This is a genomic window from Brevundimonas sp. (assembly GCF_052436175.1).
GTDB lineage: Bacteria > Pseudomonadota > Alphaproteobacteria > Caulobacterales > Caulobacteraceae > Brevundimonas.
In genome coordinates this window covers 12,029-36,774 of record NZ_JBQVNM010000017.1, presented here as the reverse complement: position 1 = coordinate 36,774, position 24,746 = coordinate 12,029, and the positions used below count along the sequence as shown (strand labels likewise).

General features: G+C 66.8%; 27 protein-coding genes and 1 tRNA gene. 19 read left to right on the top strand and 9 right to left on the bottom strand.

The window, feature by feature from the left end; all coding sequences use genetic code 11:
• Positions 1–71: 71 nt before the first annotated feature.
• From ACT6QK_RS06230 to ACT6QK_RS06215, 4 genes are all read left to right on the top strand, one after another.
• Positions 72–437, top strand: coding sequence for a hypothetical protein (locus tag ACT6QK_RS06230; protein WP_444596951.1), 366 nt, complete (start codon positions 72–74; stop codon positions 435–437).
• Positions 437–1,144, top strand: coding sequence for a DUF4126 domain-containing protein (locus tag ACT6QK_RS06225; protein WP_444596950.1), 708 nt, complete (start codon positions 437–439; stop codon positions 1,142–1,144). The genes ACT6QK_RS06230 and ACT6QK_RS06225 overlap by 1 nt, the downstream gene beginning before the upstream one ends.
• A 100-nt stretch (positions 1,145–1,244) precedes the next feature.
• A complete protein-coding gene (locus tag ACT6QK_RS06220; RefSeq protein WP_444596949.1) occupies positions 1,245–1,370 on the top strand; it encodes a hypothetical protein in 126 nt (41 codons plus the stop codon).
• 114 nt (positions 1,371–1,484) lie between these two features.
• Complete coding sequence (locus tag ACT6QK_RS06215; protein ID WP_444596948.1) at positions 1,485–2,819, top strand: hemolysin family protein; 1,335 nt, start codon at positions 1,485–1,487, stop codon at positions 2,817–2,819.
• Between the two features lie 44 nt (positions 2,820–2,863).
• On the opposite strand, the gene ACT6QK_RS06210 is transcribed toward ACT6QK_RS06215, so the two are convergent.
• On the bottom strand, positions 2,864–4,378 hold the full coding sequence (locus tag ACT6QK_RS06210; RefSeq protein ID WP_444596947.1) for a pilus assembly protein TadG-related protein: 1,515 nt from the start codon (positions 4,376–4,378) through the stop codon (positions 2,864–2,866).
• A 228-nt stretch (positions 4,379–4,606) separates the two neighbouring features.
• On the opposite strand from ACT6QK_RS06210, the gene ACT6QK_RS06205 reads away from it, so the two are divergent.
• The 7 genes from ACT6QK_RS06205 to ACT6QK_RS06175 all read left to right on the top strand — a co-directional run bounded on the left by ACT6QK_RS06205 (position 4,607) and on the right by ACT6QK_RS06175 (position 8,287).
• Positions 4,607–4,682 (top strand) — tRNA-Trp (locus ACT6QK_RS06205).
• Positions 4,683–4,752: 70 nt separating this feature from the next.
• Positions 4,753–5,064, top strand: coding sequence for a preprotein translocase subunit SecE (gene secE, locus ACT6QK_RS06200; RefSeq protein WP_444596946.1), 312 nt, complete (start codon positions 4,753–4,755; stop codon positions 5,062–5,064).
• 23 nt (positions 5,065–5,087) lie between these two features.
• Entirely contained in the window at positions 5,088–5,669 is a 582-nt protein-coding gene (nusG, locus tag ACT6QK_RS06195) for a transcription termination/antitermination protein NusG (protein ID WP_444596945.1), read from the top strand.
• Positions 5,670–5,865: 196 nt separating this feature from the next.
• On the top strand, positions 5,866–6,297 hold the full coding sequence (rplK, locus tag ACT6QK_RS06190; protein WP_304937300.1) for a 50S ribosomal protein L11: 432 nt from the start codon (positions 5,866–5,868) through the stop codon (positions 6,295–6,297).
• Between the two features lie 4 nt (positions 6,298–6,301).
• Complete coding sequence (gene rplA / locus ACT6QK_RS06185) at positions 6,302–6,988, top strand: 50S ribosomal protein L1 (protein WP_444596944.1); 687 nt, start codon at positions 6,302–6,304, stop codon at positions 6,986–6,988.
• Positions 6,989–7,108: 120 nt separating this feature from the next.
• Positions 7,109–7,663, top strand: coding sequence for a DUF2059 domain-containing protein (locus ACT6QK_RS06180; protein WP_444596943.1), 555 nt, complete (start codon positions 7,109–7,111; stop codon positions 7,661–7,663).
• A 162-nt stretch (positions 7,664–7,825) separates the two neighbouring features.
• Positions 7,826–8,287: an NUDIX hydrolase gene (locus ACT6QK_RS06175; protein ID WP_444596942.1), complete on the top strand. Its 462-nt coding sequence runs from the start codon at positions 7,826–7,828 to the stop codon at positions 8,285–8,287.
• A gap of 72 nt (positions 8,288–8,359) precedes the next feature.
• Here ACT6QK_RS06175 and ACT6QK_RS06170 read toward each other — a convergent pair whose 3' ends face one another.
• Positions 8,360–9,541, bottom strand: a complete 1,182-nt coding sequence (locus tag ACT6QK_RS06170) for an aspartyl/asparaginyl beta-hydroxylase domain-containing protein (RefSeq protein ID WP_444596941.1) — start codon at positions 9,539–9,541, stop codon at positions 8,360–8,362.
• A 453-nt stretch (positions 9,542–9,994) separates the two neighbouring features.
• Between ACT6QK_RS06170 and rplJ the strand changes: the two genes are divergently transcribed.
• The gene (rplJ, locus tag ACT6QK_RS06165) at positions 9,995–10,510 is read left to right on the top strand and encodes a 50S ribosomal protein L10 (protein ID WP_444596940.1); all 516 of its coding nucleotides are present in this window, start codon (positions 9,995–9,997) and stop codon (positions 10,508–10,510) included.
• Between the two features lie 63 nt (positions 10,511–10,573).
• The gene (gene rplL / locus ACT6QK_RS06160) at positions 10,574–10,957 is read left to right on the top strand and encodes a 50S ribosomal protein L7/L12 (RefSeq protein ID WP_444596939.1); all 384 of its coding nucleotides are present in this window, start codon (positions 10,574–10,576) and stop codon (positions 10,955–10,957) included.
• An 835-nt stretch (positions 10,958–11,792) separates the two neighbouring features.
• On the opposite strand, the gene ileS is transcribed toward rplL, so the two are convergent.
• Complete coding sequence (gene ileS / locus ACT6QK_RS06155) at positions 11,793–14,729, bottom strand: isoleucine--tRNA ligase (protein WP_444596938.1); 2,937 nt, start codon at positions 14,727–14,729, stop codon at positions 11,793–11,795.
• A 248-nt stretch (positions 14,730–14,977) separates the two neighbouring features.
• Here ileS and ACT6QK_RS06150 point away from each other — a divergent pair, with 248 nt between their 5' ends.
• Genes ACT6QK_RS06150 through ACT6QK_RS06140 form a run of 3 tightly spaced genes read left to right on the top strand, consistent with a single transcriptional unit; the run spans position 14,978 to position 16,449 of the window.
• Positions 14,978–15,553, top strand: a complete 576-nt coding sequence (locus tag ACT6QK_RS06150) for a DUF3828 domain-containing protein (RefSeq protein WP_444596937.1) — start codon at positions 14,978–14,980, stop codon at positions 15,551–15,553.
• 40 nt (positions 15,554–15,593) lie between these two features.
• Positions 15,594–15,839 carry a hypothetical protein gene (locus tag ACT6QK_RS06145; protein WP_444596936.1) on the top strand — a complete coding sequence of 82 codons (246 nt, stop codon included), beginning with the start codon at positions 15,594–15,596 and terminating at the stop codon, positions 15,837–15,839.
• Positions 15,817–16,449 (top strand): AAA family ATPase, encoded by a 633-nt coding sequence (locus ACT6QK_RS06140; RefSeq protein WP_444596935.1) that lies wholly within the window; start codon positions 15,817–15,819, stop codon positions 16,447–16,449. Before ACT6QK_RS06145 ends, ACT6QK_RS06140 begins: the two co-directional genes overlap by 23 nt.
• On the opposite strand, the gene ACT6QK_RS06135 is transcribed toward ACT6QK_RS06140, so the two are convergent.
• From ACT6QK_RS06135 to ACT6QK_RS06120, 4 genes are all read right to left on the bottom strand, one after another.
• Entirely contained in the window at positions 16,437–17,387 is a 951-nt protein-coding gene (locus ACT6QK_RS06135; protein ID WP_444596934.1) for a bifunctional riboflavin kinase/FAD synthetase, read from the bottom strand. The two genes, ACT6QK_RS06140 and ACT6QK_RS06135, sit on opposite strands and share 13 nt — an antisense overlap.
• Before the next feature lie 20 nt (positions 17,388–17,407).
• Entirely contained in the window at positions 17,408–17,869 is a 462-nt protein-coding gene (locus tag ACT6QK_RS06130; protein WP_444596933.1) for a MaoC family dehydratase, read from the bottom strand.
• Between the two features lie 42 nt (positions 17,870–17,911).
• The gene (locus ACT6QK_RS06125) at positions 17,912–18,781 is read right to left on the bottom strand and encodes a TIGR01459 family HAD-type hydrolase (RefSeq protein WP_444596932.1); all 870 of its coding nucleotides are present in this window, start codon (positions 18,779–18,781) and stop codon (positions 17,912–17,914) included.
• A gap of 154 nt (positions 18,782–18,935) precedes the next feature.
• Positions 18,936–19,631, bottom strand: coding sequence for an IPTL-CTERM sorting domain-containing protein (locus ACT6QK_RS06120; RefSeq protein ID WP_444596931.1), 696 nt, complete (start codon positions 19,629–19,631; stop codon positions 18,936–18,938).
• Positions 19,632–19,853: 222 nt separating this feature from the next.
• Between ACT6QK_RS06120 and ACT6QK_RS06115 the strand changes: the two genes are divergently transcribed.
• Positions 19,854–20,894, top strand: a complete 1,041-nt coding sequence (locus tag ACT6QK_RS06115; protein WP_444596930.1) for a helix-turn-helix domain-containing protein — start codon at positions 19,854–19,856, stop codon at positions 20,892–20,894.
• 73 nt (positions 20,895–20,967) lie between these two features.
• Here the strand turns inward: ACT6QK_RS06115 and tipF are convergent, their stop codons facing one another.
• Positions 20,968–22,242 carry a flagella assembly cyclic-di-GMP phosphodiesterase TipF gene (gene tipF / locus ACT6QK_RS06110; RefSeq protein WP_444596929.1) on the bottom strand — a complete coding sequence of 425 codons (1,275 nt, stop codon included), beginning with the start codon at positions 22,240–22,242 and terminating at the stop codon, positions 20,968–20,970.
• A gap of 241 nt (positions 22,243–22,483) precedes the next feature.
• Here tipF and ACT6QK_RS06105 point away from each other — a divergent pair, with 241 nt between their 5' ends.
• Positions 22,484–23,254, top strand: a complete 771-nt coding sequence (locus ACT6QK_RS06105) for an SDR family NAD(P)-dependent oxidoreductase (protein WP_444596928.1) — start codon at positions 22,484–22,486, stop codon at positions 23,252–23,254.
• On the top strand, positions 23,244–24,194 hold the full coding sequence (locus ACT6QK_RS06100; RefSeq protein ID WP_444596927.1) for a lysophospholipid acyltransferase family protein: 951 nt from the start codon (positions 23,244–23,246) through the stop codon (positions 24,192–24,194). Before ACT6QK_RS06105 ends, ACT6QK_RS06100 begins: the two co-directional genes overlap by 11 nt.
• On the opposite strand, the gene ACT6QK_RS06095 is transcribed toward ACT6QK_RS06100, so the two are convergent.
• Positions 24,149–24,697 carry a response regulator gene (locus tag ACT6QK_RS06095; RefSeq protein ID WP_444596926.1) on the bottom strand — a complete coding sequence of 183 codons (549 nt, stop codon included), beginning with the start codon at positions 24,695–24,697 and terminating at the stop codon, positions 24,149–24,151. The two genes, ACT6QK_RS06100 and ACT6QK_RS06095, sit on opposite strands and share 46 nt — an antisense overlap.
• Between the last annotated feature and the right edge of the window lie 49 nt (positions 24,698–24,746).

Below are 24,746 nucleotides of genomic sequence, written 5' to 3'. Positions count from 1 at the left end.
CGGCGCCGTCCAAGTCTTCGATTGACGACATTCCTTCCGCGGCGTCTCCTGTTCGCAGGGAAGGGAAGTCCATGATCGCAATGACGGTTTTCAGTCTCTGGCTCGCTGTGCAGGCCACGCCGCCCGGGGAAGCCGACCTGGCGCCCGCCTTCGGCAACACCCTCGTCTCGACCTATCCCGACGGACGCACCGCCCGGCTCTGGCTGCAGCGCGGCGGCCGATACGAGGGGCAGGGGCGACGCGGCGGGATGAACAGCGGCGTCTGGCGCGTGGACGACGGCCGCGTCTGCCTCAGCCAGCGGCGGCCGGTGCCCATGCCGGGTCGGTTTTGCACCCCGATCGTGCGTGGCGGCGTCGGCACGCGCTGGACGGCCAAGGCGGTGACGGGGGAGACTGTGCAGGTCCAGCTGATCGCCGGGCGTCAGTCCGCCGGCTGATGGATAATGTCTGGAGCCAGATCGGCCAGAGCGGGCCCCTGGGGATTGTTATGGCCCTGTGCCTTGGGCTGGGACTGGCGGCAGCGACGGGGCTGCGGGCCTTTCTGCCCCTGCTTATCGTGGCGGTGTTGTCGCGGTTTCATCTGCTGGGGGTGAACTTCGGCGAGGGCTTCGCCTGGCTGGAATCCAACACCGCCCTGATCGCCCTTTCCGTGGCGGTGGTCTTCGAGCTGGTGCTGGACAAGATCCCGGCCGTGGACAGCGCGGTCGATGTGGTCATGACCGCCGTGCGACCTGCGCTGGCCGCCGTTCTGGTCATGGCCTCGTTCAGCGGGGCCGACCCGGCCATCGCGCCGCTTCTGGCCCTGATCGCGGCGCCCGTCGCCCTCTTGGGTCACGGCGCCAAGGCGGTGACGCGTCCGGCCGTGACCGTCTCGACCGCCGGGGTCGGCAATCCGGTCGCCAGCGTCGCGGAGGACGGCTGGGCCGTGGTTCTGACGGGGCTCGCGCTTTTGGCCCCGCTGCTTGTCCCGCTGGCGATCCTCTTGTCGATCTGGGTGGTGTGGCGGGTGGCGCGGGCGTTGGGGCGCAGGATGCGCGCGCTTCACCGCTCCATCGGCGCGAACTTCGGCTTCTTCGGCCGCCGGGCCGAGGCGATCATCGTCGAGAAGGGCGCCGAGCCGGAGCCGGGTTCCCCGCCGGGTTGAATATCCACATCGCGGTCATCGCCCCGACGGGGAGGGGGATTGCCGCCTGGTTAACGACGGTGTCCAAGGAAGCCGGATCTGTTAAGGATTTGGTAACCAAATGCGACGCGCCCTGCACATCGGCCTGTTTATCGGCACCCTGATCGGCATGTCCGCCTGTGCGACGGCGGAACCGGGTCGGTCCGGGGCCTATAGTTCGGTCGAGGCCGGGCGCTCGGGCGGCTGAAACCCGCCGTCGCGGGCGGAATCAAGGAATCCGTGGCGGAATCGAGCGCGTTCCGCTAAGGGCTTGGGGGCGGACGCCGACTGTTGCGCCGCGTTGCTCCCCTAACCCCCCTAGATGCTTCTCATCGCTGTCGTCGTTGTCCTGCTCCTCGTGGTGCTCAACGGCCTGTTCGCCATGACCGAACTCGCGGTTGTGTCCTCTCGCAAGTCGAAGCTTCAAAGCCGGGCGGAAAAAGGGGATCGCGGGGCGCGCGCAGCCCTGAAGCTGGCGGAGGAGCCGACCCACTTCCTCTCCGCGGTCCAGGTCGGCATCACCCTGATCGGCATTCTGGCGGGCGCCTATGGTCAGGCGACCATCGCGGGCGAGCTGGACCGGATCCTCGAAGCGGCCTTCCCGGCCTTCGCGCCTTATAGCGAATTCTTCGCCACGGCCCTGGTCGTCGTGCTCATCACCTATGTGTCGCTGATCGTCGGCGAACTGGTGCCCAAGCGGATCGCCCTGATCTTCCCGGAATCGGTCGCGGCCAAGATGGCGGGTCCGATCTCGACCCTGGCCATCGTGCTGAAGCCCTTCGTCCTGCTGCTGACGGCCTCGACCTCGGGCATTCTGAAGGTTCTGGGGATCAAGGATCGTGACGGCTCCGACGTGACGCAGGAAGAGGTCGAGACCATGATCGCCGAGGGCACTTCGGCCGGTCTGATCGAGCCTGAAGAGCAGACGATGATCGAGGAGATCCTGCGTCTGGGCGATCGACCGATCCGCGTGGCCATGACGCCGCGCCATGAGGTGTTCTGGATCGCTCTGGATGACCCGGACAAGGTCATCCGCGAGGAAATCCGCACCTGCCCCTATTCGCGCATCGTCGTGGCGCGTGAGAACGACGTCGATAATCCGCTGGGCGTCGTGCACAAGAAGGACCTGCTGGACAGCCTGCTGGAGACCGGCAAGTTCGACATCGAGGCCCTGATCCAGACCCCCGCCTTCATCCCGCAGTCGACCTCGGTTCTGAAGGCGCTGGAAATCCTGAAAGCGTCCAAGGTCCATATGGCCTTCCTGGTGGACGAATTCGGCGCCTTTGAAGGGGTGGTCACGGCCACGGACCTTCTGGAAATGATCGCCGGCGACTTCGACGAGGGCCACGACGAGGCCGAGGCCTATATCCGCCAGCGCGAGGACGGGTCGTGGCTGGTGGACGGCCAGACCGATCTGGAAGAGCTGTCCGACGAACTGGGCGAGGATTTCGGCGAGACCGAGGGCTTCCACACCGTCGCCGGTCTGGTGCTGCACCACCTGTCACGGGTGCCGGACGAGGGCGAGGTCCTGCAGCTCGGCCGGTTCGAGGTCGAGGTGGTCGACATGGACGACCGCCGTATCGACAAGCTGATTTTCAAACAGCTCGTGAAGCCCGAAGACGAGCGCGACGCCATCGCGGCCCAGTACGACAACTGATTTGGTCGAGGGGCGGGAGCAGGGGACCTGCTCCCGCCTGACGGCTACTTCACCAGCCGCACCGCGTTGATCGAGGCGGCGATGCCGGCGAAGGACGCCTCCAGAGACGCGCTGTCGGTGGCGTCGAAGGCGTGATCGTCGCCGGAGGCGCAGGTCCGCAGCATGGACCGGGCTGTCTCCGAGGGAACCGACAGTCCGACGGTGTAGATCTCGATGCCCTGGTTCTTGGCGTAGACGCAGATGTCGGCGACGTCCTTGTTGGTTGCGGACTTCTGGCTCGCCGCCGTCGTGGCGTTGGTCGACAGGGCCAGGTGGCGGCCGTCGGCGGCGTTGTAGCGCAGGGTGTTTTCGCCGTCGGTCATCAGCACCAGGATCTTGCGCGGGGTGCGATTGCCTTCGCTGTAGGCCCGGCCCTGGGTGAAGGGCTCCGTCGGTGACAGGACGTTGACGCCCCAGATCAGGCCGGACGGAATATGGGTTTCGGGCTTGTAGCTGCCGACATTGATGATCAGGCCGTTGATGGCGCTGATCACCGTCGACTTCTGGTCCGTCAGGGTCAGGATAGGGTTGAGGCAGGTCTGGCTGGTGCCCAGGAAGCCGGTGTACCTCACCTCCGGGCGGGTGTCGTTCAGGCGCAGGGAGCCGGAGTTGCGGGAATAGACGCAGCCGTACCAGCGGTAGTTGGTGGTTACGGGGTTGCCGCCGCCGGTGCAGCTTTCCTTGGTCCGGGCTGGAACCACAGGTGTTGTTGTGCAGGTTTGTGCAGTGGTCCAACAGGAATAGGTCTCCGGCACGCCGTCCCGATAGCGGGTGCAAACGCCCTGCACGCCGCCGGTGCAGGTCGTGGTCGTCACCGGAACCTGGGTGCAGACCTTCGGCGCGGGGGTGGAGGTCGTCGAATAGTCCGCCGGAACGTTCAGCCAGGCGGCCGAGCGATTGGCGGTGCCGACATTGACGTATTCGGCATAGGGCACGACGCCGATCCGCACATTGTCGACGTCCTCGGTCATCAGGGCGTTGGTCAGGATGCGGGCCGAGGATTTAAGCGCCTCGATTCGGGTGGCGCCCCCGGCCGAGGCCGACATGGACCAGGTATTGTCCAGCACCATGACCAGTTCCACGGCGTCGGCCGCGCCACGCTCGGCCACGGCGCTGACGTTGACCGGCATCTTGGCCATGCCGATCAGGCCGCCGAAGAAGGCGTTCACGTCGCCGCTCAACGTCACCTTCATCTGTGTGGCGTTCTCCTGGGTGACCGTGACGGTGTAGCCGGGATTGACCTGCTGGACGCCGGGCTCGGCATTCGCGCGCAGATAGGATTCGACCACTGTCTTCATGCCGTCGAGATCGCGGATGCCCGAGGCGGCGGCGGCGAGAATGGCCGCGTCGACGGAGCTTTGGGCCGCCACGCGAGCCGCCTGGTGCCGCGTCAGGTCGATGCCGAAGCCGACGATCAAGGCCACGACCGGGGCGGCGAGCGCGAACATCATCGCGACATTGCCGCGACGGCTTCGCAGGAAGCGGGACAGAAAACCGGGTGTGGATCTGATATCAGGCAAGGTGCAACTCCACTGAACGACGCTAACCCCACGCTCGCTGATCAGGGGGCAGGATGAGCGGCGGCGGTTAAGATGACGTTCCACCGATACGGCAAGGCGATTTCGCCCTGCGCCGGCGCCGTTCTCGGCCTTGCTTCGGTCCCGACCTCTTGCTAAAGCCCCCGCTCTGGCGAAGCCGACGCGCCTGGGGGCGCGCCCTCCGGCGCGTTGTCGTTTTGTCCGGAACCTAGGAGTTTAGCTCAGCTGGTAGAGCACCGGTCTCCAAAACCGGGGGTCGTGGGTTCGAGTCCCCCAACTCCTGCCATTTTCCCCTGTCGCCGACGGATAGGACTTCCTATCTGCGGCGACAGGACAAATCGTTTGAAGAGCAACTGATGGCCAAGGCCAAGACTCCGGGCAAACGGCCCTCGATCGCTGCGAAGGCCCAGGCGTCCGCCAAGGCCATGGCGGCTCCGGCCGGCCAGACCGTCACGGTCGATACGCCCGCGCCCAAGAAGAAGACTTCGATCCCGCAGTTCTTCCAGCAGGTTCAGGCCGAAGCCCGCAAGATCGTCTGGCCCAGCCGCAAGGAGACCTGGATCACCTCGGTGATGGTCTTCATCATGGTGGCCTTGGCGACCGTGTTCTTCTGGATCGTGGATTTCGTTCTTGCCAAGATCTCCACCTGGCTTCTGGCCCTCGGCTGACCTCAAGAAAAGGAGACGCGCACATGACCGATGCAGCGCCCGACACCAAGCCGGCGGCCAATCCCCGGCACAAGTGGTACATCGTCCACGCCTATTCCAACTTCGAGAAGAAGGTCGCCCAGCATCTGCGCGACCAGGCCAAGCAGCGTGGGCTTGAAGACAACTTCTCCGAAATCCTGGTTCCGACCGAGGACGTCGTCGAGATCCGTCGCGGCCGCAAGGTGAACTCGGAACGCAAATTCTTCCCCGGCTATGTGCTGGTGAAGATGGAGCTGACCGACGACGCCTATCACCTGGTCAAGGACACGCCCAAGGTCACGGGCTTCCTCGGCGCCGCGGGCGGCACCAAGCCCCTGCCGGTCTCCGAACGTGAGGTCCAGAACATCATCGGCGCCGTGGAAGAGGGCGTCGAGCGTCCCAAGCCCACGATCCGCTTCGACATCGGCGAAACCGTCAAGGTCATCGACGGCCCGTTCGCCAGCTTCGACGGCCAGGTCGAGAGCGTCGACGAGGACAACGCCCGCCTGCGTGTGGCCGTGTCCATCTTCGGCCGCCCGACCCCGGTCGATCTGGAATACAGCCAGGTGGAGAAGGTCGCGGCCTGAGGCTTCGACACCCCGAACGACTTGCGACGGCGGCCTTCCGGCCGCCGTTTGCGTTTGGGCGGGCCCTCTGCTACACGCGCGCCTCGCTCTGAACAGGGCGGTGCGGGCTCGCTCGCATAAATCCGTGGGAGGCAGCCATGCCAGACCACGGCTCACCGGCCTCGATTAGGTTCGAGGTCATTCACAGGAGAGACCAATGGCCAAGAAGATCCTCGGCTATATCAAGCTGCAGGTGCCCGCGGGCGCCGCAACGCCTTCGCCCCCGATCGGCCCGGCACTGGGTCAGCGCGGCGTCAACATCATGGGCTTCTGCAAGGAGTTCAACGCGCGCACCGAGAAGGAAGCCAAGGGCACCCCGCTTCCGACCGTCATCACCGTCTATCAGGACAAGAGCTTCACCTTCATCACCAAGACGCCGCCGGCGACCTGGTACCTGAAGCAGGCCACGGGCCTGAAGTCCGGCTCCAAGCTGGTCGGACGTGAAGTCGCCGGCAAGATCACGCAGGCCCAACTGCGCGAGATCGCCGAGAAGAAGATGAAAGATCTGAACGCCAACGACCTCGACGCGGCGGCCAAGATCATCGAAGGCTCGGCTCGCGCCATGGGCCTCGAAGTGGTGGAGGGCTAAGCACATGGCCAAGCAAACCAAGGCTCAAAAAGCCCGCACCGGCGTCACCCAGGAGCTGATCGCGTTCTCGGACGCCATCAAGCTGGTCAAGGACAACGCCAAGGCCAAGTTCGACGAGTCGATCGAGATCGCCGTCAACCTGGGCGTCGACCCGCGTCATGCCGACCAGCAGGTCCGCGGCGTGGTCAACCTGCCGTCGGGCACCGGCCGCGACGTCCGCGTCGCCGTCTTCGCCAAGGACGCCAAGGCGGATGAAGCCCGCGCCGCCGGCGCGGAATACGTCGGCGCCGAGGATCTGTACGAGCAGATCAACGGCGGCCTGATGGACTTCGACCGCGTCATCGCCAGCCCCGACATGATGGCCCTCGTGGGTCGTCTGGGTAAGGTGCTGGGTCCGCGCGGCCTGATGCCCAACCCCAAGGTCGGCACCGTGACCCCGAACGTCGCCCAGGCCGTCAAGGACGACAAGGGCGGCGCCGTGGAGTTCCGCGTCGAGAAGGCCGGTATCGCCCACGGCGGCATCGGCAAGGTCTCCTTCACCCAGGAAGCCCTCGAAGCCAACGTAAAGGCCTATGTGGACGCCCTGAACCGCGCCAAACCGGCCGGCGCCAAGGGCACCTACATCAAGCGCATCAGCCTGTCGTCGACGATGGGCCCGGGCTTCAAGGTCGATCCGGCCTCGCTGGCCTGATCGGATTGAGTTTGAGTTGAAGACGGCCCCGGAGAGCGATCTCCGGGGCCGTTTTCGTTGTCGGTTGCGCGGCGGGCGTGAACCGGCGATCCTGGGATCATCGTTTCCCGGGGTGCTCGCATGCGTCGTTTCTGTCTCGTCCTCATGGCGGCGCTGCTGTCGTTCGCCTGTCCCGCTGCGGCGCAGACGACCGCCCCGGCCGCCCCGCCTGCGGCGTCCAGCAAGGATGCGGCGCTGAAGATGCAGTTGGCCAATCGGTTCATCACCCTGATCCAGGGCGAGCAGATGGGCGAGATGATGGGCCAGATGGTCAACAGCTTCATGGACGACGAACTGGAAGGCCTGTCCGGCCAGGAAGTCGCCGACTATCGCGCCGCGATGAACGAGGTCATGCGCCGCATGATGCCTCAGCTGTTCGACGCGATCGCGCCGGTCTATGCCGACATCTTTACCGTCGAGGAGCTGCGGGGGCTGGTGGCCTTCTACGAAAGCGATCTGGGGCGGTCCCTGATCGCCAAGAGCTATGAGGCCGGGCCGCGCATGTCCGAGGCCATTCAGGCCGCCATGCCGGCCATCCTGTCGGACATGGCGGTCGTGGTCTGCGACCAGTTGAAGTGCAGCGCCGAGGAACTGCGCGAGATGAAGGCCCAGATGCGCGCCGCCCCGGGCGACTGAAAGGCCGCGGTCAAGGGACTGTACGTGCACGGACGGGTTGACGCAGGCGCGGCGATCCCGTCTTGAGGGGGCGGTTCTGGTCGCCTTTCGGGAAGGTTCGATGCTCAAGGGGAAGGCGCCGCGTCTGCAGTTCGCGCCCCTCGGCATGGGCAGGGCGTTTCGATGAGCCCGTCGGCCCGGCGATCGGCGCGGTCGGAGACCCGGCAGGTCGCGGCCCTGGCCTGGCGCGAGAGCGAGGGCGGCTTGCAGATCCTGATGATCACCTCGCGCGAGACCCGGCGCTGGGTCATTCCCAAGGGCGGGCGGATGGTCGGCAAGACCGATCCCGAGGCCGCCGCCATCGAGGCGATGGAGGAGGCGGGGGTCCAGGGCTCGATCAAGACGGCGGCCATCGGCGTCTTCCGGTACATGAAACGGCTGAGGGGGGGCGAGGAGCGCGCCTATCTGGTGGCGGTCTATCCCTTGAAGGTGCTGATCCAGCTCGGCGCCTGGCCCGAGCAGGCGGAGCGGGAGCGGCGCTGGATGTCGCCCGAGGCGGCGGCGGCCTCTGTGCATGAGCCCGACCTGGCCCGGCTGATCCGCGACTTCGCCGCCGCCTGGTCGCCCGATCCTTTCATCGGCTGAGGCTGGAGCCAGGAAGATGCTGGAGCGAAATCTGAGCCGAGTTGGACTGCGTCCAACTCAACCGATTTCGCTCTATTCCGCCATGAAGCGGCGCTGGGCCTGCATCATGGCGGTGATCATGGCTTTCTCGCCCTCGGCCAGGAAGGGGTTCCAGACGTCGAGGATGAGGATGACCCGGAGGGCGTCGGCGTCGTTCCAGGCTTCGTGCTCGATGGTGTCGTCGAACACCCAGGCCTGACCCATCTTCCATTCGCGGGTGGTGTTGCCGACGCGGAAGCGGGCGGGGCCGGGCAGGATCAGCGGCAGGTGGCAGAGCAGTCGGATGTTGGCCGAGCCGGTGTGCGGCGGGATGTGGGTGTGGGGCTGAAGCGCCGAGAAGGTGACGGTCGGGGCGAAGCCGGGCTGGTCCGCCATCGGCAGGCTTTCGAGCAGGGCCGTGGTTCCGGGGCAGCGGGCGCAGACCTCCTCCTGCTTCTGGCCGTCCTTCCAGAGGAAGAGGGCGGACCAGTCGTGCGAGTGGTTCAGCGCGCCCCACTGGTTCACCGGCGCCTCGGGCGGATAGTTGATGTAGGGGGCGAACCGGTCGAACTCGAAGGCGATCAGGGCCTCGAGCTCGGCGCGGATCATGTCCGTGCCGGCCTCCAGCGTCTCCAGCCAGGGGAAGAGGGCGCGGTCGTAGAAGGGGATGGCCGGCAGGCGCGGGTAGTTGAGCAGGATCGGCTCCTGCTTCGGGGCAGGTTTGAGCCCGGCGTAGATCTCCAGCCCCTCGTCGAACCGCTCGCGGGTGTAGGGGTCCAGGTCGGCGGCGACGGCCTCGACCTCGGCCTTCATATGGTCGCGCAGGGCCTCGGCGTGTTGCTGAACGAGGTCCGAGGCGTAATCGATCTGGGCCAGCAGGGCCGGGGGACAGCGGTCGCGGGTCGGGGCGATCTTGAGGGCGTTCCTGTAGGAGGCGACGGCGGCCTTGGGCTTGCCCAGCTTCTCCAGCAGGGCGCCCTTGGCCAGAAGGGCGATGAAGTCGTAGGGCTGCATCGAAAGGGCGCGATCGACCTGGGCGAGAGAGCCGGCGAAGTCGCCCAGCAGACGCAGGGCCAGAGACCGGTTCAGGGCGCCGTTGTGGGTCGGGCCCATGGCGTCGGCCCGGTCGATCAGGGCCAGGGCGCCGCGCGCGTCCTGACGGGCGAGGGCCTGGCTGGCCTGGCGGAGGAGGTCGGCCTGTTCGCCCTGAAGACTGGACAGCGGGTGGTCGGACAAGGCGGGCTCGGCGTCAAACGTGGATTTTCGGTAATGTGCGCCGACGCGCGAGGCGGTCAATGCTCCGCTTGCGGATCGCCTCGAATTGCGCGGGCGGTGGCGGCGGCGCCGCATTTCCGCGCCGGCCCGAGGGATTGACGCCGACGCGGTTGATTTTCCCGGGCATGGCAGGTAAGAGCGCGCCTTCTCCGTCGTGACCCCGGTCATGGCGGGCCTGTCCGAGAACTTCGGGGCGAGGGGGTCACCCTTGCCGTAACTGTCAGAGAGCCCTCTGGCGCCGTGGGGAGATGGGGATGCGAACCGGACCCGATCTGCCCGCCTGTCGGGACGACGGCGTCGGTTTCTTCCTTCGGACAATACGACCGGCCGGAACGTCCTGCAGCGATGCAAGGCGCAACGGCCATATCGGCGTCGGGAATAAGCCCGGCGGCGAACCCTAGACTGGAGACCGCAATGGATCGCGCACAAAAGGCCGAGTCGATCGAGACGCTCAAGGGCGTGTTCGCTGACGCCGGCAGCGTGGTCGTGACCCACAACCTGGGTCTGACCGTTGCGGAAATGGAAGACCTGCGTGGCCGGCTGCGTACCGCCGGCGGCGCATTCAAGGTGGTCAAGAACCGCCTGGCGCTGAAGGCGCTCGAGGCCGAGGAAGGCTCGAAATACCACACCCTGTTCAAGGGCCCCGTTGGTATCGCGTATGCCGAAAACCCCGGCACGGCCGCCAAGGTCGCCACTGAATTCGCCAAGAGCAACGACAAGTTCGTGATCGTCGGCGGCTTCATGGGCGAAACCGTCGTCGATCAGAAGGGCGTGGAGGCTCTCTCCAAGCTGCCGACCCTCGACGAAGTCCGCGCCCAACTCATCGGCCTGCTCAACGCGCCCGCGACCAAGATCGCCGGCGTGCTGCAAGCGCCCGCCGGTCAGCTGGCCCGCGTGTTCAACGCCTATGCGACCAAGGAAGCGGCGTAAGCCTCGTCCTTTCCATCTCCGCATCTCTCTACTGAAACCCATCCTCCGAAGGAAAACTGACAAATGGCCGATCTGTCCAAAATCGTCGAAGACCTGTCCGCTCTGACCGTTCTCGAAGCCGCTGAACTGTCCAAGCTGCTCGAAGAAAAGTGGGGCGTCTCCGCTGCTGCTCCCGTCGCCATGGCCATGCCGGCCGGCGGTGGCGCTGCTCCGGCTGAAGCCGCCGAAGAGCAAACCGAGTTCACCGTTGTCCTGGTCGACGGCGGCGACAAGAAGATCAACGTGATCAAGGAAGTCCGCGGCGTCCGTTCGGACCTGGGTCTGAAGGAAGCCAAGGACCTGGTCGAAGGCGCTCCGGCCAACGTGGTCGAGAACGTCTCGAAGCAAGTCGCCGAAGAAGTGAAGAAGAAGCTGGAAGAAGCCGGCGCCAAGATCCAGATCAAGTAAGTCTGGTTCTTCGCTCTTCGCGAGAAACAGGACGGGCCGGGGAGCGATCCCCGGCCCGTTTTGCGTTTGGGCATGGGGCGGTCCTTGGGGTGGTCTGGAGGTTGAGACCCGGTCGCCCCCTCCGTCACGGCCCTGAAGGAGCGCCGCGCCACCTCCCCATTCGCAAGGGCGAACGGGGAGGACGAAGCGGACAAGCGTGTTCGGCTTCACGGCGCGGACCTGAAGTTCGTGGGAGGGGCGGAGCGCCGGGCCTCGCCCGGTCTGTGGGGTTGTAGTGACCGTCTTCGGCAGGGTCTGACGCTCCGCACGATGCCTGGACGGGAGCAGCGGTAGGCGGCGCTGTTCGCGCCTAGCCGCTTAAGCCCCCGGCGGGCGGGTCAACCGGCGTGGTTGATCCCCGGAACGGCCTGAGTAACCCCCTCGGCCCTCCCGGACCCGGCGGCGGCCTGTGCGGGAGGGACGAACCCTTGCCGCGACCGTCGTCGGGTTTCGAGCACAGACGTATGAACGCCTGCCCCCGCTGCATCGCCTCCACCGCCCGCAGGTCGCCGGCCGACGGCCCTCCCGTGCGGTGAAGCGGGGGTAGTATGCGACGGTTTGCGAGGGGTGATGGTTCGCGGCGGCGAGATCGGGGAAAGGCGTGGCGGATCAACGGGTGTGAGCGGTGAACCCGCACGGAATCCCTTCTCCCCTCGTGGGAGAAGGTGGCTCGCGAAGCGAGACGGATGAGGGGGCGCCCGATGCGGACCCGGCGGTTGGGATGAGGGATGGCTGAACCACCCCCTCATCCGGCCCTCCGGGCCACCTTCTCCCACGAGGGGAGAAGGAAGTCGGATCAGCTCTTTTGCGCGTCCAGCCAGCGGACCGTGTCGGCGTCGCGGGCGGAGAGGTCGGGGTAGGCGGGGTCGGAGCCGACGTCGGGGACGCGGCGCCAGGAGCGGGCGCATTTGGGGAACTCGGCGACCCGAACCTCGACCGACACGGCGTCGCCGCCCGTGACGAGTTCGGCGCCCGAGGTGCGGAAGACCTCGGCGGCGTCGAGACCGTCGAACGGAGCGAGGAGCTCGGCCGGGGCGGTGACCACGGGCCAGGCGTCCAGGGCGCCGCCGATCCGCTTGTCGCGGCGGGCCGTTTCAAGCGCGTCGTTGACGGTCGACAGAACCGCGTCGATGCGTGACCAGCGATCCGCCTCGGCCGTATTCTCCCATTCCGACGGGGTCTCCGGGATAACCCGCGCGCAGTTGGTCCCCGCATCGGGGAAGCGGGTGGTCCAGGCTTCTTCCATCGTGAAGGGCGTCAGGGGCGAGAGCCAGGCGGTGAGGCGGTTGAAGACCTCGTCCATGACGGTGCGGACGGCGCGGCGTTTCACGCTGTCGGGGCGGTCGCAGTAGAGGCTGTCCTTGCGGATGTCGAAATAGAGGGCCGAGAGGTCGCCGGAGCAGAACTCCAGCACCGGGCGCACCACGTCCTGGAACCGATATTCGGCGTAGGCCTGGCGCACCTGGGCGTCGAGTTCCCAGAGGCGGTGGAGGATGAACTTCTCCAGCGGCGGGAACTGGTCGTAGTCGGTGATCCGCTCGGCCTCGGTAAAGCCGTTCAGGGCGCCCAGCAGGTAGCGGACGGTGTTCCGGAGCTTGCGATAGGCGTCGACCGTGGTCTGGAGGATCTGTTTGCCGCTCCGCTGGTCCTCGGACGAATCCACCAGAGAGACCCAGAGGCGCAGGATGTCGGCGCCGCTCTCCTTGATGATGGTCAGGGGGTCGGTGGTGTTGCCCCGCGACTTGGACATCTTCTCCCCGTTTTCGTCCAGGGTGAAGCCGTGGGTCAGGACCGCCTTGTAGGGGGCGCGGCCGCGCGTGCCGCAGCCCTCGAGCAGGGAGGACTGGAACCAGCCGCGGTGCTGGTCGGAGCCCTCCAGATAGAGGTCGGCGGGCCAGTGGGCGGGGCGGTCGCCCGTGTAGCCGTTTTCCGGCAGGCGAGGGTCCAGGGTGAAGGCGTGTGTCGAGCCGGAGTCGAACCAGACGTCGAGGATGTCCTCGACCTTCTCGTAGCGGGCCGGGTCGTGGACGCCGAGGAAGGCCGCGTCATCGGCGGTGAACCAGACGTCGGCGCCGCCCTGTTGGATCGCGGCCACGATGCGGGCGTCGACCTCGGGGTCGTGCAGGGGCTGGCCGGTCTGTTTGTCGACATACATGGCCAGGGGGGCGCCCCAGGCCCGCTGGCGGCTGACCAGCCAGTCGGGGCGGCTCTCGACCATGGAGCGGATGCGGTTGCGGCCCTGATCCGGGTGGAAGGCGGTGGCGTCGATGGCGTTCAGGGCCGTTTCGCGCAGGGTGTCGCCCGACTTCAGCGGCTCGTCCATGCGGATGAACCACTGGGGGGTGTTGCGGAAGATGACCGGCGCCTTGGAGCGCCAGGAGTGAGGATAGGAGTGCTCCAGCCGGCCGCATGACAGCAGGGTTCCGGCCTCGATCAGACGGTCCATGACCGCGCCGTTGGCGGGGCCGAACTTGCCGGTCTTCTTGCCTTCGGTCTCCAGCACCTTGAGGCCGCCGAAGAGGGGGACGTGGTCGTAGTAGGCGCCGTCCGGATCGACGGTGTCGGGCACCTCGCGATGACCATGGGCCAGCCAGACCGCATAGTCGTCCGCGCCGTGGCCGGGGGCGGTGTGGACGAAGCCGGTGCCGGCGTCATCGGTGACGTGATCGCCCGCCAGAAGGGGCACGGAGAAGCCGTAGCCGGGGTCGAGGTCCGCCAGGGGGTGGGCGCATTCCAGCCCGGACGGGTCGATGTCGTAGATGCGGGTCCAGGCCGCGATGTTGGCGGCCTTGAAGACCTCCTCGGCCAGCTTGTCGGCGACGATCAGCCGGTCGCCCGGCTTGGCCCAGGGTTCGAAGGCCAGACCCTCGACCAGGGCCGTGACCTCATAGAGTCCGTAGTTGATCTCGGGGCCATAGGAGATCGCCCGGTTTGCCGGGATGGTCCAGGGGGTGGTGGTCCAGATGACGATCGACGGGGTGGCCGTGCGGAAGGCCAGGAGGTCGTCCGGGTGGCTGTCGGACATGCCCGTGACCGGGAACTTGACCCAGATCGTCGGCGAGACGTGGTCGTGATACTCGATCTCGGCGTCGGCCAGGGCGGTACGCTCGACCGGCGACCACATCACCGGCTTGGAGCCGCGATAGAGCTGGTGGGAGTTCTTGAACTTGTGGAACTCGGCGACGATAGCCGCCTCGGCCGTGAAGTCCATGGTGGCGTAGCGGTTGGCCCAGTCGCCGACGGCGCCGAGGCGTTTGAACTGCTCGCGCTGCAGGTCGATGTAGGTTCCGGCGTAGTCGCGGCAGGCGCGGCGGAACTCGTCCTTGGACACCTCGTCCTTGCGGCGGCCCTTGGCGCGGAACTGCTCCTCGATCTTCCACTCGATCGGCAGACCGTGGCAGTCCCAGCCGGGGACGTAGTCGACGTCATAGCCCAGCAGGAAGCGGCTGCGGACCACGAAATCCTTCAGCGTCTTGTTCAGGGCGTGGCCGATGTGGATGTCGCCGTTGGCGTAGGGCGGGCCGTCGTGGAGGACGAAGAGGGGGGCGTTCTGCTTCTGACGCTCGGCGCGCAGGGTGGCGTAGAGGTCGCCCCACTGTTCGAGGATCAGGGGCTCCTTCTGCGGCAGGCCGCCGCGCATGGGGAAGGGGGTCTCGGGGAGGAAGACGGTGTCGCGGTAGTCGCGGCCGGAAGGAGTGTCGGTGGCAGGGGATTCGGTCGGGGCGTCGGCCATGGGAAGTCTCGGCGTCTGGAGTGGTCGTTCGCGGTCTGAGAGATGTCGATCCCGGCGCAGCGGGGGCCCCAGGGACGAGCCCCGGGCCCGGGGTTACGCCGGGCGGCTAATCGAAATCAGGCGAAGGGGGACGCGAAAGGCCATGATGCTGGCGGTCTAGCAGACGCGGAGGCGCGTGCGCCAGTGTCTGATCGCGGCTTGCGCGGCATCCCGCACGCTCCGATAGTCGGGGAAAGGGAGAACGCCCAATGAGACTCGCGATGCGCCACGCCAGCCTGATCGGAGCGGCCCTGTTGGCCGTCGCGACCGCCACCTGTTCGCCGGGCGAGAAGGACAAGGCGGCTGACACCACGGCCGAGGCGCCCCTGCCGCCCGGACGGGAGGCCATCTATGCGGCGGCGGCCGAGGGGCCGGAGCCCTTCGTGCGAGCCCTCTATGCGGTCTATGTGGCGGGCGGGCCGAAGGAGACGCCGCCGGCGCCGGGGCAGGACCCGATCTATTCGCGGATGCTGAACGCCGCCATCATCACGGACAGCAATCTGGCGAGGGGACGCAACGGGGGCGAGGTTCCGGCGCTGAACCACGACCCGATCTGCGACTGTCAGGATCAGGGCGTCTTCACCCTGGATTCGCTGGCGGTGACCTCGACGGGCGAGCGGACGGCGGACGCGGCGGTGGCGTTCACCAATGCGGGCGACACCACGCGCCAGACGCTGAAACTCATCAAGGAAGGGCCGATGTGGCGGGTCGTCGACGTGATCGACGCGAATGGGAAGTCGCTGAACGACACCCTGATCAAGTCGATCGTGGCGCGGGGCGGGTGAGCTTGCCAACGGCGACGTCCGGGCCGATATTTGTCCGGCCATGACCGACATCACCATCCAGCGGTTCGAGGGAAGCCTCCGCGCGGGCAAGAAGCCCAAGGGCGTGACCCTGCGGCGCGTGACCGATGCGGATGGTCAGAAGGTCACCATCCGCGCCATCGACGCCAACAGTCCGACGTTCGGGGAGGACCTGCTCTACGTCTTCAGCAAGAACGTCGAAGCCGCGCGTCGTGAGAACAAGCGCGTGATCGGAACGTCGTCGGGTGTCCCGGCCAAGCGGTCCTGATCGCCCGACGCTGTGGATCGTCGCCGGACCGAACGGGTCGGGCAAGAGCACCATCTATTCGCGGCTCTCGGCGGAAGAACCTTCTGGGTCGATCTGGATCATCAATCCTGACGAACTGACGAAGCGCATCAAGGACCAGGAAGACCTGCCGCTCCGCGAGGCCAATCTGGAATCGGTAAAAAGGATCGAGAAGTGGCTCTATGCCTCGGTCCACGCTCATCAGACCGTCGGGGTCGAGACGGTGCTGTCGACGGACAAGTATCGCGCCCTGGTCGAGACGGCCCGGGCGCACGGCTTTCTGATCCGGCTCATCTTCGTGTTTCTGGGGGACCCCGATCTGAACGTCGAACGTGTGCGGATCAGGGTCATCAAGGGCGGCCATGACGTGCCCGAGGATCGCATTCGGGCCAGATGGACGCGATCCTTCGAGCAGTTCGCCTGGTTCCTGGGCGAGGCCGACAGGGTCGATGTGTTCGAGAACTCCGGGGCGGACCCGCGCCTGATCATGACCAAGTTTGACGACGAACTCGTCGTCTATGACGATCTCATCCCGGAGCTCGACGCCGCTGTCACGACCGCCTTCGGTGAAGACGTCAGTCAGGCCGACTGAGCCAGCACGTCGCGCGCCCGGGCGGCGTCAATCTGGATCTGGGCCTTGAGTTCGTCGAGGCCGTCGAAGTTCATTTCGCCGCGCAGGCGGGCGACGAGGTCGGTCTCGACGGTCTGGCCGTAGAGGTCGCCGGAGAAGTCGAAAAGCCAGGCCTCCAGCAGGGGGGTTTCCAGCTCGAACATGGGGCGGACACCCAGGTTGGCGACGCCGCCGAAGACACGACCGTCCGGGAGGCGGGTGCGGGTGGCGTAGATGCCGTAGAGGGGGCGCTGGTAGTCGCCGAGCGAGATGTTGGCTGTGGGCGTGCCGATGACGCGGCCACGCTTGTCGCCGTGGACGACCTCGCCCTCGATGGCGAAGGGGCGGCCCAGGATGACGGCGGCGCGGGCCATGTCGCCGGCGCTGAGGGCCTCGCGCACGGCGCTGGAGGAGAGCTTCAGCCCGCCCTCGTCATCGCGGCGCGGGGTGACCGAGACGGTGAAGCCGAGGTCTTCGCCATAGCGGGCCAAGGCCTCGGGCGAACCGGAGCGGCCCTTGCCGAAGGTGAAGTCGAAGCCGACGGCGACGTGCCTGAGACCCAGACCGTGCGACAGAACGTCGGCGGCGAAGTCGTGGTCCGACATGGCCGCCATCCCGGCGTCGAAGGGCAGCAGATAGAGGCGCTCCACCCCCAGCGGGCCCAGGGCGCGCGCCATCTGGTCCGGCGTCATCAGGCGGAAGGGGGCGGCGTAGGGCTGGAACAGGCGGCGCGGATGCGGGTCGAAGCTGACCACGGCGGCGGGGACGCCGAGCGCCCGGGCCTGTTCGACAGCCTGACGGATGACGGCCTGATGGCCCAGATGGACGCCGTCGAAGGCGCCGACGGCGGCCGAGGCGCCGCGCAGGTCGGCGGGCAGGTCATGCCAGCCATGGATGATCTGGACGGTCGGGCCGCTCATGCCGGATGGCTCATGGGGGATCAGTCCCTGGCGGGGCGGCGGCGGCGGGGGACGCGGACGGTCGCCTCTCCGTCCATGATGAGCTCGTCGCCGACATAGCCTTCGCATTTCAGCACGACGCGGGCAGAGGCTTCATCCACCGCCGAGACCGTGATCCGGGCCTGGACGACGTCGCCGATGCGGACGGGCTTGTGGAAGGCCAGGGTCTGGCTGAGATAGATGGCGCCGGCGCCGGGCAGGATGGTGCCGACCACCGCCGAGCCGAAGGAGGCCGACAGCAGGCCGTGGGCGATCCGGCCGCGATAGGCGGTCTTGGCCGCGAAGGCCTCGTCCACATGGACCGGGTTGAAGTCGTCCGACGCCTCGGCGAACTGGCCGATGCGGTCCTCGGTGACCAGCACGTCCTTCACGGCGTACATGCCGGTATGCAGTTCCTCGAGGATGTAGCCGCCGGAGGGGTGTTTCTGGACCAGTTCGCTCATCAGGGCTGATTAGCCGCAGGGGCGCGATTTGGCCACCGCGATCTACCAGACCAGGTCCAGGGCGGCGTAGCGGGCGTAGGTCGTCTCAGCGCGGAGCAATTCGGCGGCGCGGGCCGGGTCGAGGCGGCCGTCCGGGCCCTTGGCGGCGTCGCCGTGGATGCCCTGGGCGATGAAGAGGCAATCCAGGGCCTGCTCGGCGGCGCCGAGGACGTCGGTGACCACGCCGTCGCCGATGCAGAGCACGCGCGAGCGGTCGGCCGGTCGGCCCAGCAGGCGCTCGGCCTCGTTCAGGGCCAGGGTGTAGATGGGGGCGAAGGGCTTGCCGGCCATGACGACCCGGCCGCCGAGACTTTCATAAAGGTCGGCGATGGCGCCGCCGCAATAGATGATCTGGTCGCCGCGCTGGACGATGCGGTCGGGGTTGGCGCAGATCAGCTCCAGCCCGGCCTCGGCCGCCGGGGTCAGGCGTTCGCGATAGTCCTCCGGCGTTTCGGTGGTGTCGTCATAGGGGCCGGTGACCGAGATGAAGGCGGCGTCGGCGGCGCCCGTCGCCCGCTGGAGCGGCAGGCCGGCGTAGAGGGGGGCGTCGCGGTCGGGGCCGATGATCCAGGCCGGGCCGGGGGCGCGGCGTTCCAGCTCCATCCGGGTGGCGTCGCCCGAGGTGACGAAGGCCCGCCAGCTGTCGCGCGGCACGCCCAGAGCGTCCAGCTGCGCCACCACGTCGGCGGCCGGGCGGGGGGAGTTGGAGATCAGGACGACATGACCATGATCCCGGTTGAACCGGGTCAGGGCCTCGCACGCCTCGGGCCAGCTCTCGCGCCCGTTGTGGATCACGCCCCAGACGTCGCAGAGCAGGATGTCATAGTCCCCGGCGATCTCGCCGAGGCCGGTCAGGGCGTGGGGGAGGGTCATGGGGGCGGGTGTAGCGGGTGTGGGGCGGGATGTGGAGGGGGTGGAGCGTGTGGGGTGGGAGCAGACGTTCCAAGGGTCGGCTAAGGGTGGAAAGCAGACATGCAAACGGCCCCGCCATCGCTGGCGAGGCCGTCGGATCGTGAGAATACGTCGACTAGACGCACTGACGACGACGCTGGATGTAAAGCGCAGCACCACCCGCCATGATCGTTCCGAACAGGATCAACGCCCACTCGGTCATCGTGGGGACCGGTGCAGGCGCTGTCCGGGCGACTCTGACGTCGTCGAAGTTGGTTTGGGCGCCGCCCGCGCTCGTCGTGGCCAAACGGATGCGCAGAACCTGACCCGCTTGCGCCGGCGAAGCGGTGTAGGTCGTCGTTCCCTGTACCCAGGCTCCCTGAACCAGGCTCGGCGCATTGGAAGCGACCAACACGCCGCCCGAAATATCGCCCCCAACCACGGAGCCGCCGAGCCATAGCTGAATAGCGACGTTGGCGACGTTCGCGTTGTCAGTGCGCCAGCCGAACCATGCGCTGGCGTCGTAGCGCTCGCCGGCCGACACGGCGCCGAGGGTCTGAACGAGGCCCTTCGTTTGACCGGGATCCACATTGATAAAGGCGAGGTTGGATCCGTCCTGAGCGACAATCAGCGAGGGATTCCGCAAGATCCCGTAGTTATTGGCGCCTGAGACTGTCCCGGACCATCCGGCGACAAAGTTCTGCTGAACAGTACCATCCGCCAGCACGGGCGCTTCGAAGCTGGGGTTCAGCACCACGTTCTGAGCCGCCGCCGGCAGAGCCGATCCAACAAGTATCGCCGCCGCCAGCGAAAGGGCTGCTTTCCTCAACATTCCAAACCTTCAAATAGCGAGCGAGCCGACCTGCCGCCGACCTCGTGCCCCGAATTGTGCGGATGCCATCCGCCTCGCAGGCAGGGAACTTCTCTGCGTCTCAACAGCGTGAGACGAAGGCTGTGGCTTTGGGCGCTGACGGTCACGCTGTTTGCAATCGTGTCGCCAATGTCGCACTTACGCCGACGGCTCACGCTTCAGTCCAGTGATCCCGGAGTTCGCTTGCTGTACCCCCGCATGATTGCCTGGGATGTTTCCACCGCCACTCTGCCGGACGCGCTCGAACGCTACATGATCGGCATGGCCGACATCTACGAAGTGTCCGGCATCAGCGACGAGGATCAGGCGAACTTTTTCAACCACACCCGTAGCATTCTAAGCGCGGTAGGCGGCGTAGGGACGGGCCGCTCGGTCCGTCAGACCCTGAGCCGGGGCTCCGCCCTGCTTAAGAAATCCCAGATCGACGGTCTGAACCTTGTCATCAACCGGGCAGCGACAGTGGGGGAATACGATGGGCGAGAGGCCCGGGCGGAGCCGGGGGCGCTTCAATTCCGGGATTTCGGGCGGCTGTCCTCCACACGGCTCGAGGCCGTCGACCTGATGTCGATCATGGTTCCACGCAACCTCGCGCCGCCTCCGCTACTCGGTCCGGATATGCATGGCCGGATCCTGTCGCCGGACCTGCCCGGCGTTCGCCTGGTGAAGGGTCTGATGCAGGTTCTGATCGAGGAAGCAGATCAGCTGACGGAGGCTGCGCTCGACTCCGCGATCCAGTCTCTGCTGCTGGTAGTCGGGCGGGTAGCGGGCATAGAAACGCCAATCGGCGCCCCCGAGATCTCGACCGTATATGGATCGGTGCGTCGCTTAGCCGTAGATTTCATCGAGGCCCGGGTGAGGGCCAAGGAGGTCACGTTCGGCGCGGCGGAAACCGCCGTAGCCGCCGGCGTATCTCGCGCGACATTGTACCGGTCGTTCGAGGGGATCGGAGGGGTAAACCGCTACATCCAAGATCGTCGCCTGCACCACGCTCGCGACGGATTGAGGCGGCGCCGGGATATGCAACTCTCTATCGCCGAGGTCGCGTGGAGCTACGGTTTCACATCTATGGGCCACTTCAATCGCCTGTTCCGGGAGCGCTACGGCTATCCGCCCTCAGATGTGCCTCCTGCCGACATTGAGCCAGAGATCGCTCTTTCCGAGGGGCCCATTCGGCACGATCTGTTGAGCGACTGGCTGGCCGAAATCGGAACCCAAAAGGCGTAGCGCCAGATCATCTGAAGGAAGTCCGCTTTGGGTCGATAGCAGTCCTTGCCCTGCCGGTCGAAACCCGACGCCCCTACCCGAACCGGCGGCGCTGATCCGCGCTGCGCAGGGTGGAGCGGATGAAGTCCGCCGGGGGGTCGGTTTCGGCCAGGACCTGTTCCTTGATGGCGCGGGGTTCGCCGAAGAGGTGGCCCTGGCCCAGAGCGACGTCGAGTTCGAGGATGTCGACGATCTGGCGTTCGCTCTCGACCTTTTCGGCGATGACCTCGATGCCGTAGCGGCGGGTCAGGCCGGCGAAGTCGGCGGCCTGGATGTCGGGCAGGGAGGGCAGGGGGGCGGCGCCGTCGATGTCGAGCAGCTGTTCGATCAGGAGGTCGGCGGCCACCTTGACGAAGCGGACGTCGGACCGTTGCAGGTCGGCGAAGTCGAGGTCGAGGGTCTGGACCTTGTCGATCGAGAAACGGAAGCCGAGGTCGGCCAGCTTGGCCATGTTGCGGGCCTCGACCGCGCCGCGCGCGTCGAACGTCGCCTGGCCCAGTTCGAAGATCAGGGCCTGGTTCAGGTCGCGGTTCTGGCTGAGGAAATCCAGAAACTGGGGGAAGAAGGTCTCGTCGCCGAGCGACGACAGGGCCACGTTGCAGAAGACCCCGACCTTGCGATCCTGACGCGCCAGACGGCGCACGATCTGGGCGCAGCGGAACAGCAGCAGGTTGTCGATGGCCGGGACCAGACCCTCGCTTTCGGCGGCGGACAGGTATTCGGCCGGCATCATGACCCGGTCGGTCTCGTCGCGCAGGCGGGTGAAGCTTTCGTAGAAGACGGTCCGCCGCTGGGGCAGGGACATGACCGGCTGGAGATAGAGGTCGACGCGGTTGTCGGTCAGGGCGTCGTGGACGGTCTGGAGCAGCAGGTTCGACTGCTGACGGTGGCGGCTTTCGACGCTGTCGGGGGCGGCCATGGGAACGATGCGCAGCCGCTCGTCGATCGACTCGCTCATCTGCTGGATCAGCCCCTCCAGAATGCGGACCTCGCCGGTCAGCTCCTCGGTGGTGTTCAGGGCGCCGTTCTGGATGGCCTCGGCCAGTTCGCCCAGGGTGACCTGCTGCTGCTCCATGGCGTCGGCCAGGAGGCGGTGGGCCTGACGCACGGCGCCGATCTCGGCGCGCAGGGCCTGGCGCTGGCTGGACTGGCTCAGCATCGCATGGACCACGCCGATGACGCCCAGCGCCCCCAGGGTCGAGGCGAAGCCGGCGCCCAGGCCCAGACCCAGACGCCAGACGAAGGCGCCCACCGTCATCGCAAGGAAGAGGTAGCCGAAGAACAGCAGGCCGGTGGTGAGCTGTCTCATGTCGCTCCGGGGGAAGGGGCGGCGCCGACCGCCCCTGTGGAATCGGCCGAGTATCGGCTGATCCTTGGGCTTCGGCTAGGGCCTATCTGGCCGGACCGACGGGCGGTCGGGGATGAAAAGCCGCCATTGACGCGGCGTCAGCGTTGTCCTGACGCCCCGCTCGGGCTTATTTGGGTGCAACGCAAAAAATCAGACGCCGGGCATGGGTCCGGTTCAGGGATTCTATCTGGGGAGAGAAGGCATGGAACTGTTCGATCTGAGCGGCAAGGTCGCGATCGTCACGGGCTCGTCCAAGGGCATCGGCAAGGCGATCGCCGAACGACTGGCCGAGCATGGGGCCAAGGTGGTGATCTCGTCGCGCAAGGCCGGGCCGTGCGATGAAGTGGCCGAGGCGATCAATGCCAAGTACGGCGAGGGCCGCGCCATGGCGATTCCGGCCAATATCGCGTCGAAGGACGACCTGCAGCGGCTGGTGGACGAGACCAACGCCAAATGGGGCCAGATCGACATTCTGGTCTGCAACGCCGCGACCAATCCCTATGCCGGACCGATGGGCGGGATCGCCGACGAGCAGTTCGAGAAGATCTTCCACAACAACGTCCTGGCCAACCACTGGCTGTGCCAGATGGTCGGGCCGCAGATGGTGGAGCGGAAGGACGGGGCCATCGTCGTGATCTCGTCGATCGGGGGCCTGAGGGGCAATAGCTTGATCGGCGCCTACAACGTTTCCAAGGCGGCGGACATGCAACTGGCGCGCAACCTGGCGGTGGAGTGGGGACCGTCGAACGTGCGGGTCAACTGCATCGCGCCCGGCCTGATCCAGACGGATTTCGCCCGCTATCTGTGGGAGAATGAGGAGGTGCTGAAGGTCACCGTGGAGCCCAATCCCATGAAGCGTATCGGGCAGCCGGACGAGATCGCGGGGACGGCCGTCTATCTGGTCTCGAAGGCCGGCTCCTATGTGAACGGCCAGACCCTGGTGGTCGACGGCGGGCTGACGATTGCTTGGTGAGGGCGACAAGCCGGCGGTTTCGGTCGGCCAGAGGATCGTCTGGCGGATCGAGGCTGTCGCGTTTTCGGCCCTGTTCGCCTTTCTGCGCCTGCTGGGGGTCGAGCGGGCCTCGGCCTTCGGCGGGGGGCTGCTGAAGGCGTTGGGGCCGCTGACGGGGACGCACAGGACGGTGCGGCGCAACCTGATGATCGCCTTCCCCGACATGGATCCGGCCGAGAGGGAGCGGCTGGCGATCGACCAGTGGGACCAGACGGGGCGGACCTTCGCCGAGCTGGCGGTGATGGACCGGCTGACGCCCGAGGGCGGCCGGGTGGACGTGGTCGGCATGGAGCGGCTGCACGCCATCCGCGACAGCGGCAAGCCGGTCGTGCTGATCTCGGGCCATCTGGCCAATTTCGAGGTGATGGCGGCGGTCATCATGGCGGCGGGGGTGCCGTGCCAGGTGACTTATCGCGCGGCCAACAACCCCCATGTCGACGCCCTGATCCGCAGGAGCCGGGAGCGCTACGGCATCCGTCTGTTCGCGCCCAAGGGCGACGGCACGCGGGAGTTGATGGCCGGGATGAAGCGCGGCGATTCCATCGCCCTGCTGGTGGACCAGAAGTACAACCAGGGGCCGGAGGTCGAGTTTTTCGGCCAGCCGGTCAACGCCTCGCCGGGCGCGGCGCGACTGGCGCTGAAGTTCGGCACGGTGATGCAGCCCCTGTCGGTGGTGCGTCTGCCGGGGGTGCGGTTCCGCGTCACGGCCCATGAACCGATCGAGGTCGAGGGGGAAGACAAGACGGAGGCGGTGCTGGCGGGAATCCAGGCCGCCAACCGCTTCGTGGAGGATCGGGTGCGCGAGCATCCGGTGGACTGGTTCTGGGTCCACAAGCGATGGCCCGACCGGGTCTATCAGATGGTGATGGAGTCCGGGCCGGTCGAGACCTCGGCCGGCTGAGCGGCCGGTTCGGGCCTGGGATCATCGGCGCGACGGAAGGGGCCCCTGTAGCCCTGCACCTTCAGTCGTCGTCGGTCCGGGCCGAAGTAGGTGTCGGCCTTGATGAAGGGGCGGGGCCGGAGGATCACCGCCTTGATGCGGTCGAAGACGGCCTTGGCCGTGATCGGCTTGGCGACGAACTCGGTCACGCCGGCGTCGCGCGCCTCGGTGACGCGGCTTCGCTCGGAATGGCCGGTCATCATGATGATCGGCAGATAGGGGTTGGCGCTGTCCGGGCTGTTGCGGACCAGGCGGGTGAACTCCACCCCGTCCAGCGGGAACATGTTGAAATCGACGATGGCCAGGTCGACGGGGTGCTCGCGCAGGCTTTCGAGCGCGGCGGCGCCGTCGGCGACCTCGCGAATATTGCGCATGCCCGCCGACTGCAGGATCGCAGAGGTGATGGCCCGCATGTGCTGGTTGTCATCGACCAGCAGCACGTTGACGGAATGGAGGCCTGCCATGGGGGGAGCTTGAATCCAGCGTTAGCGATAAGCGAAGTATCAGAACAGC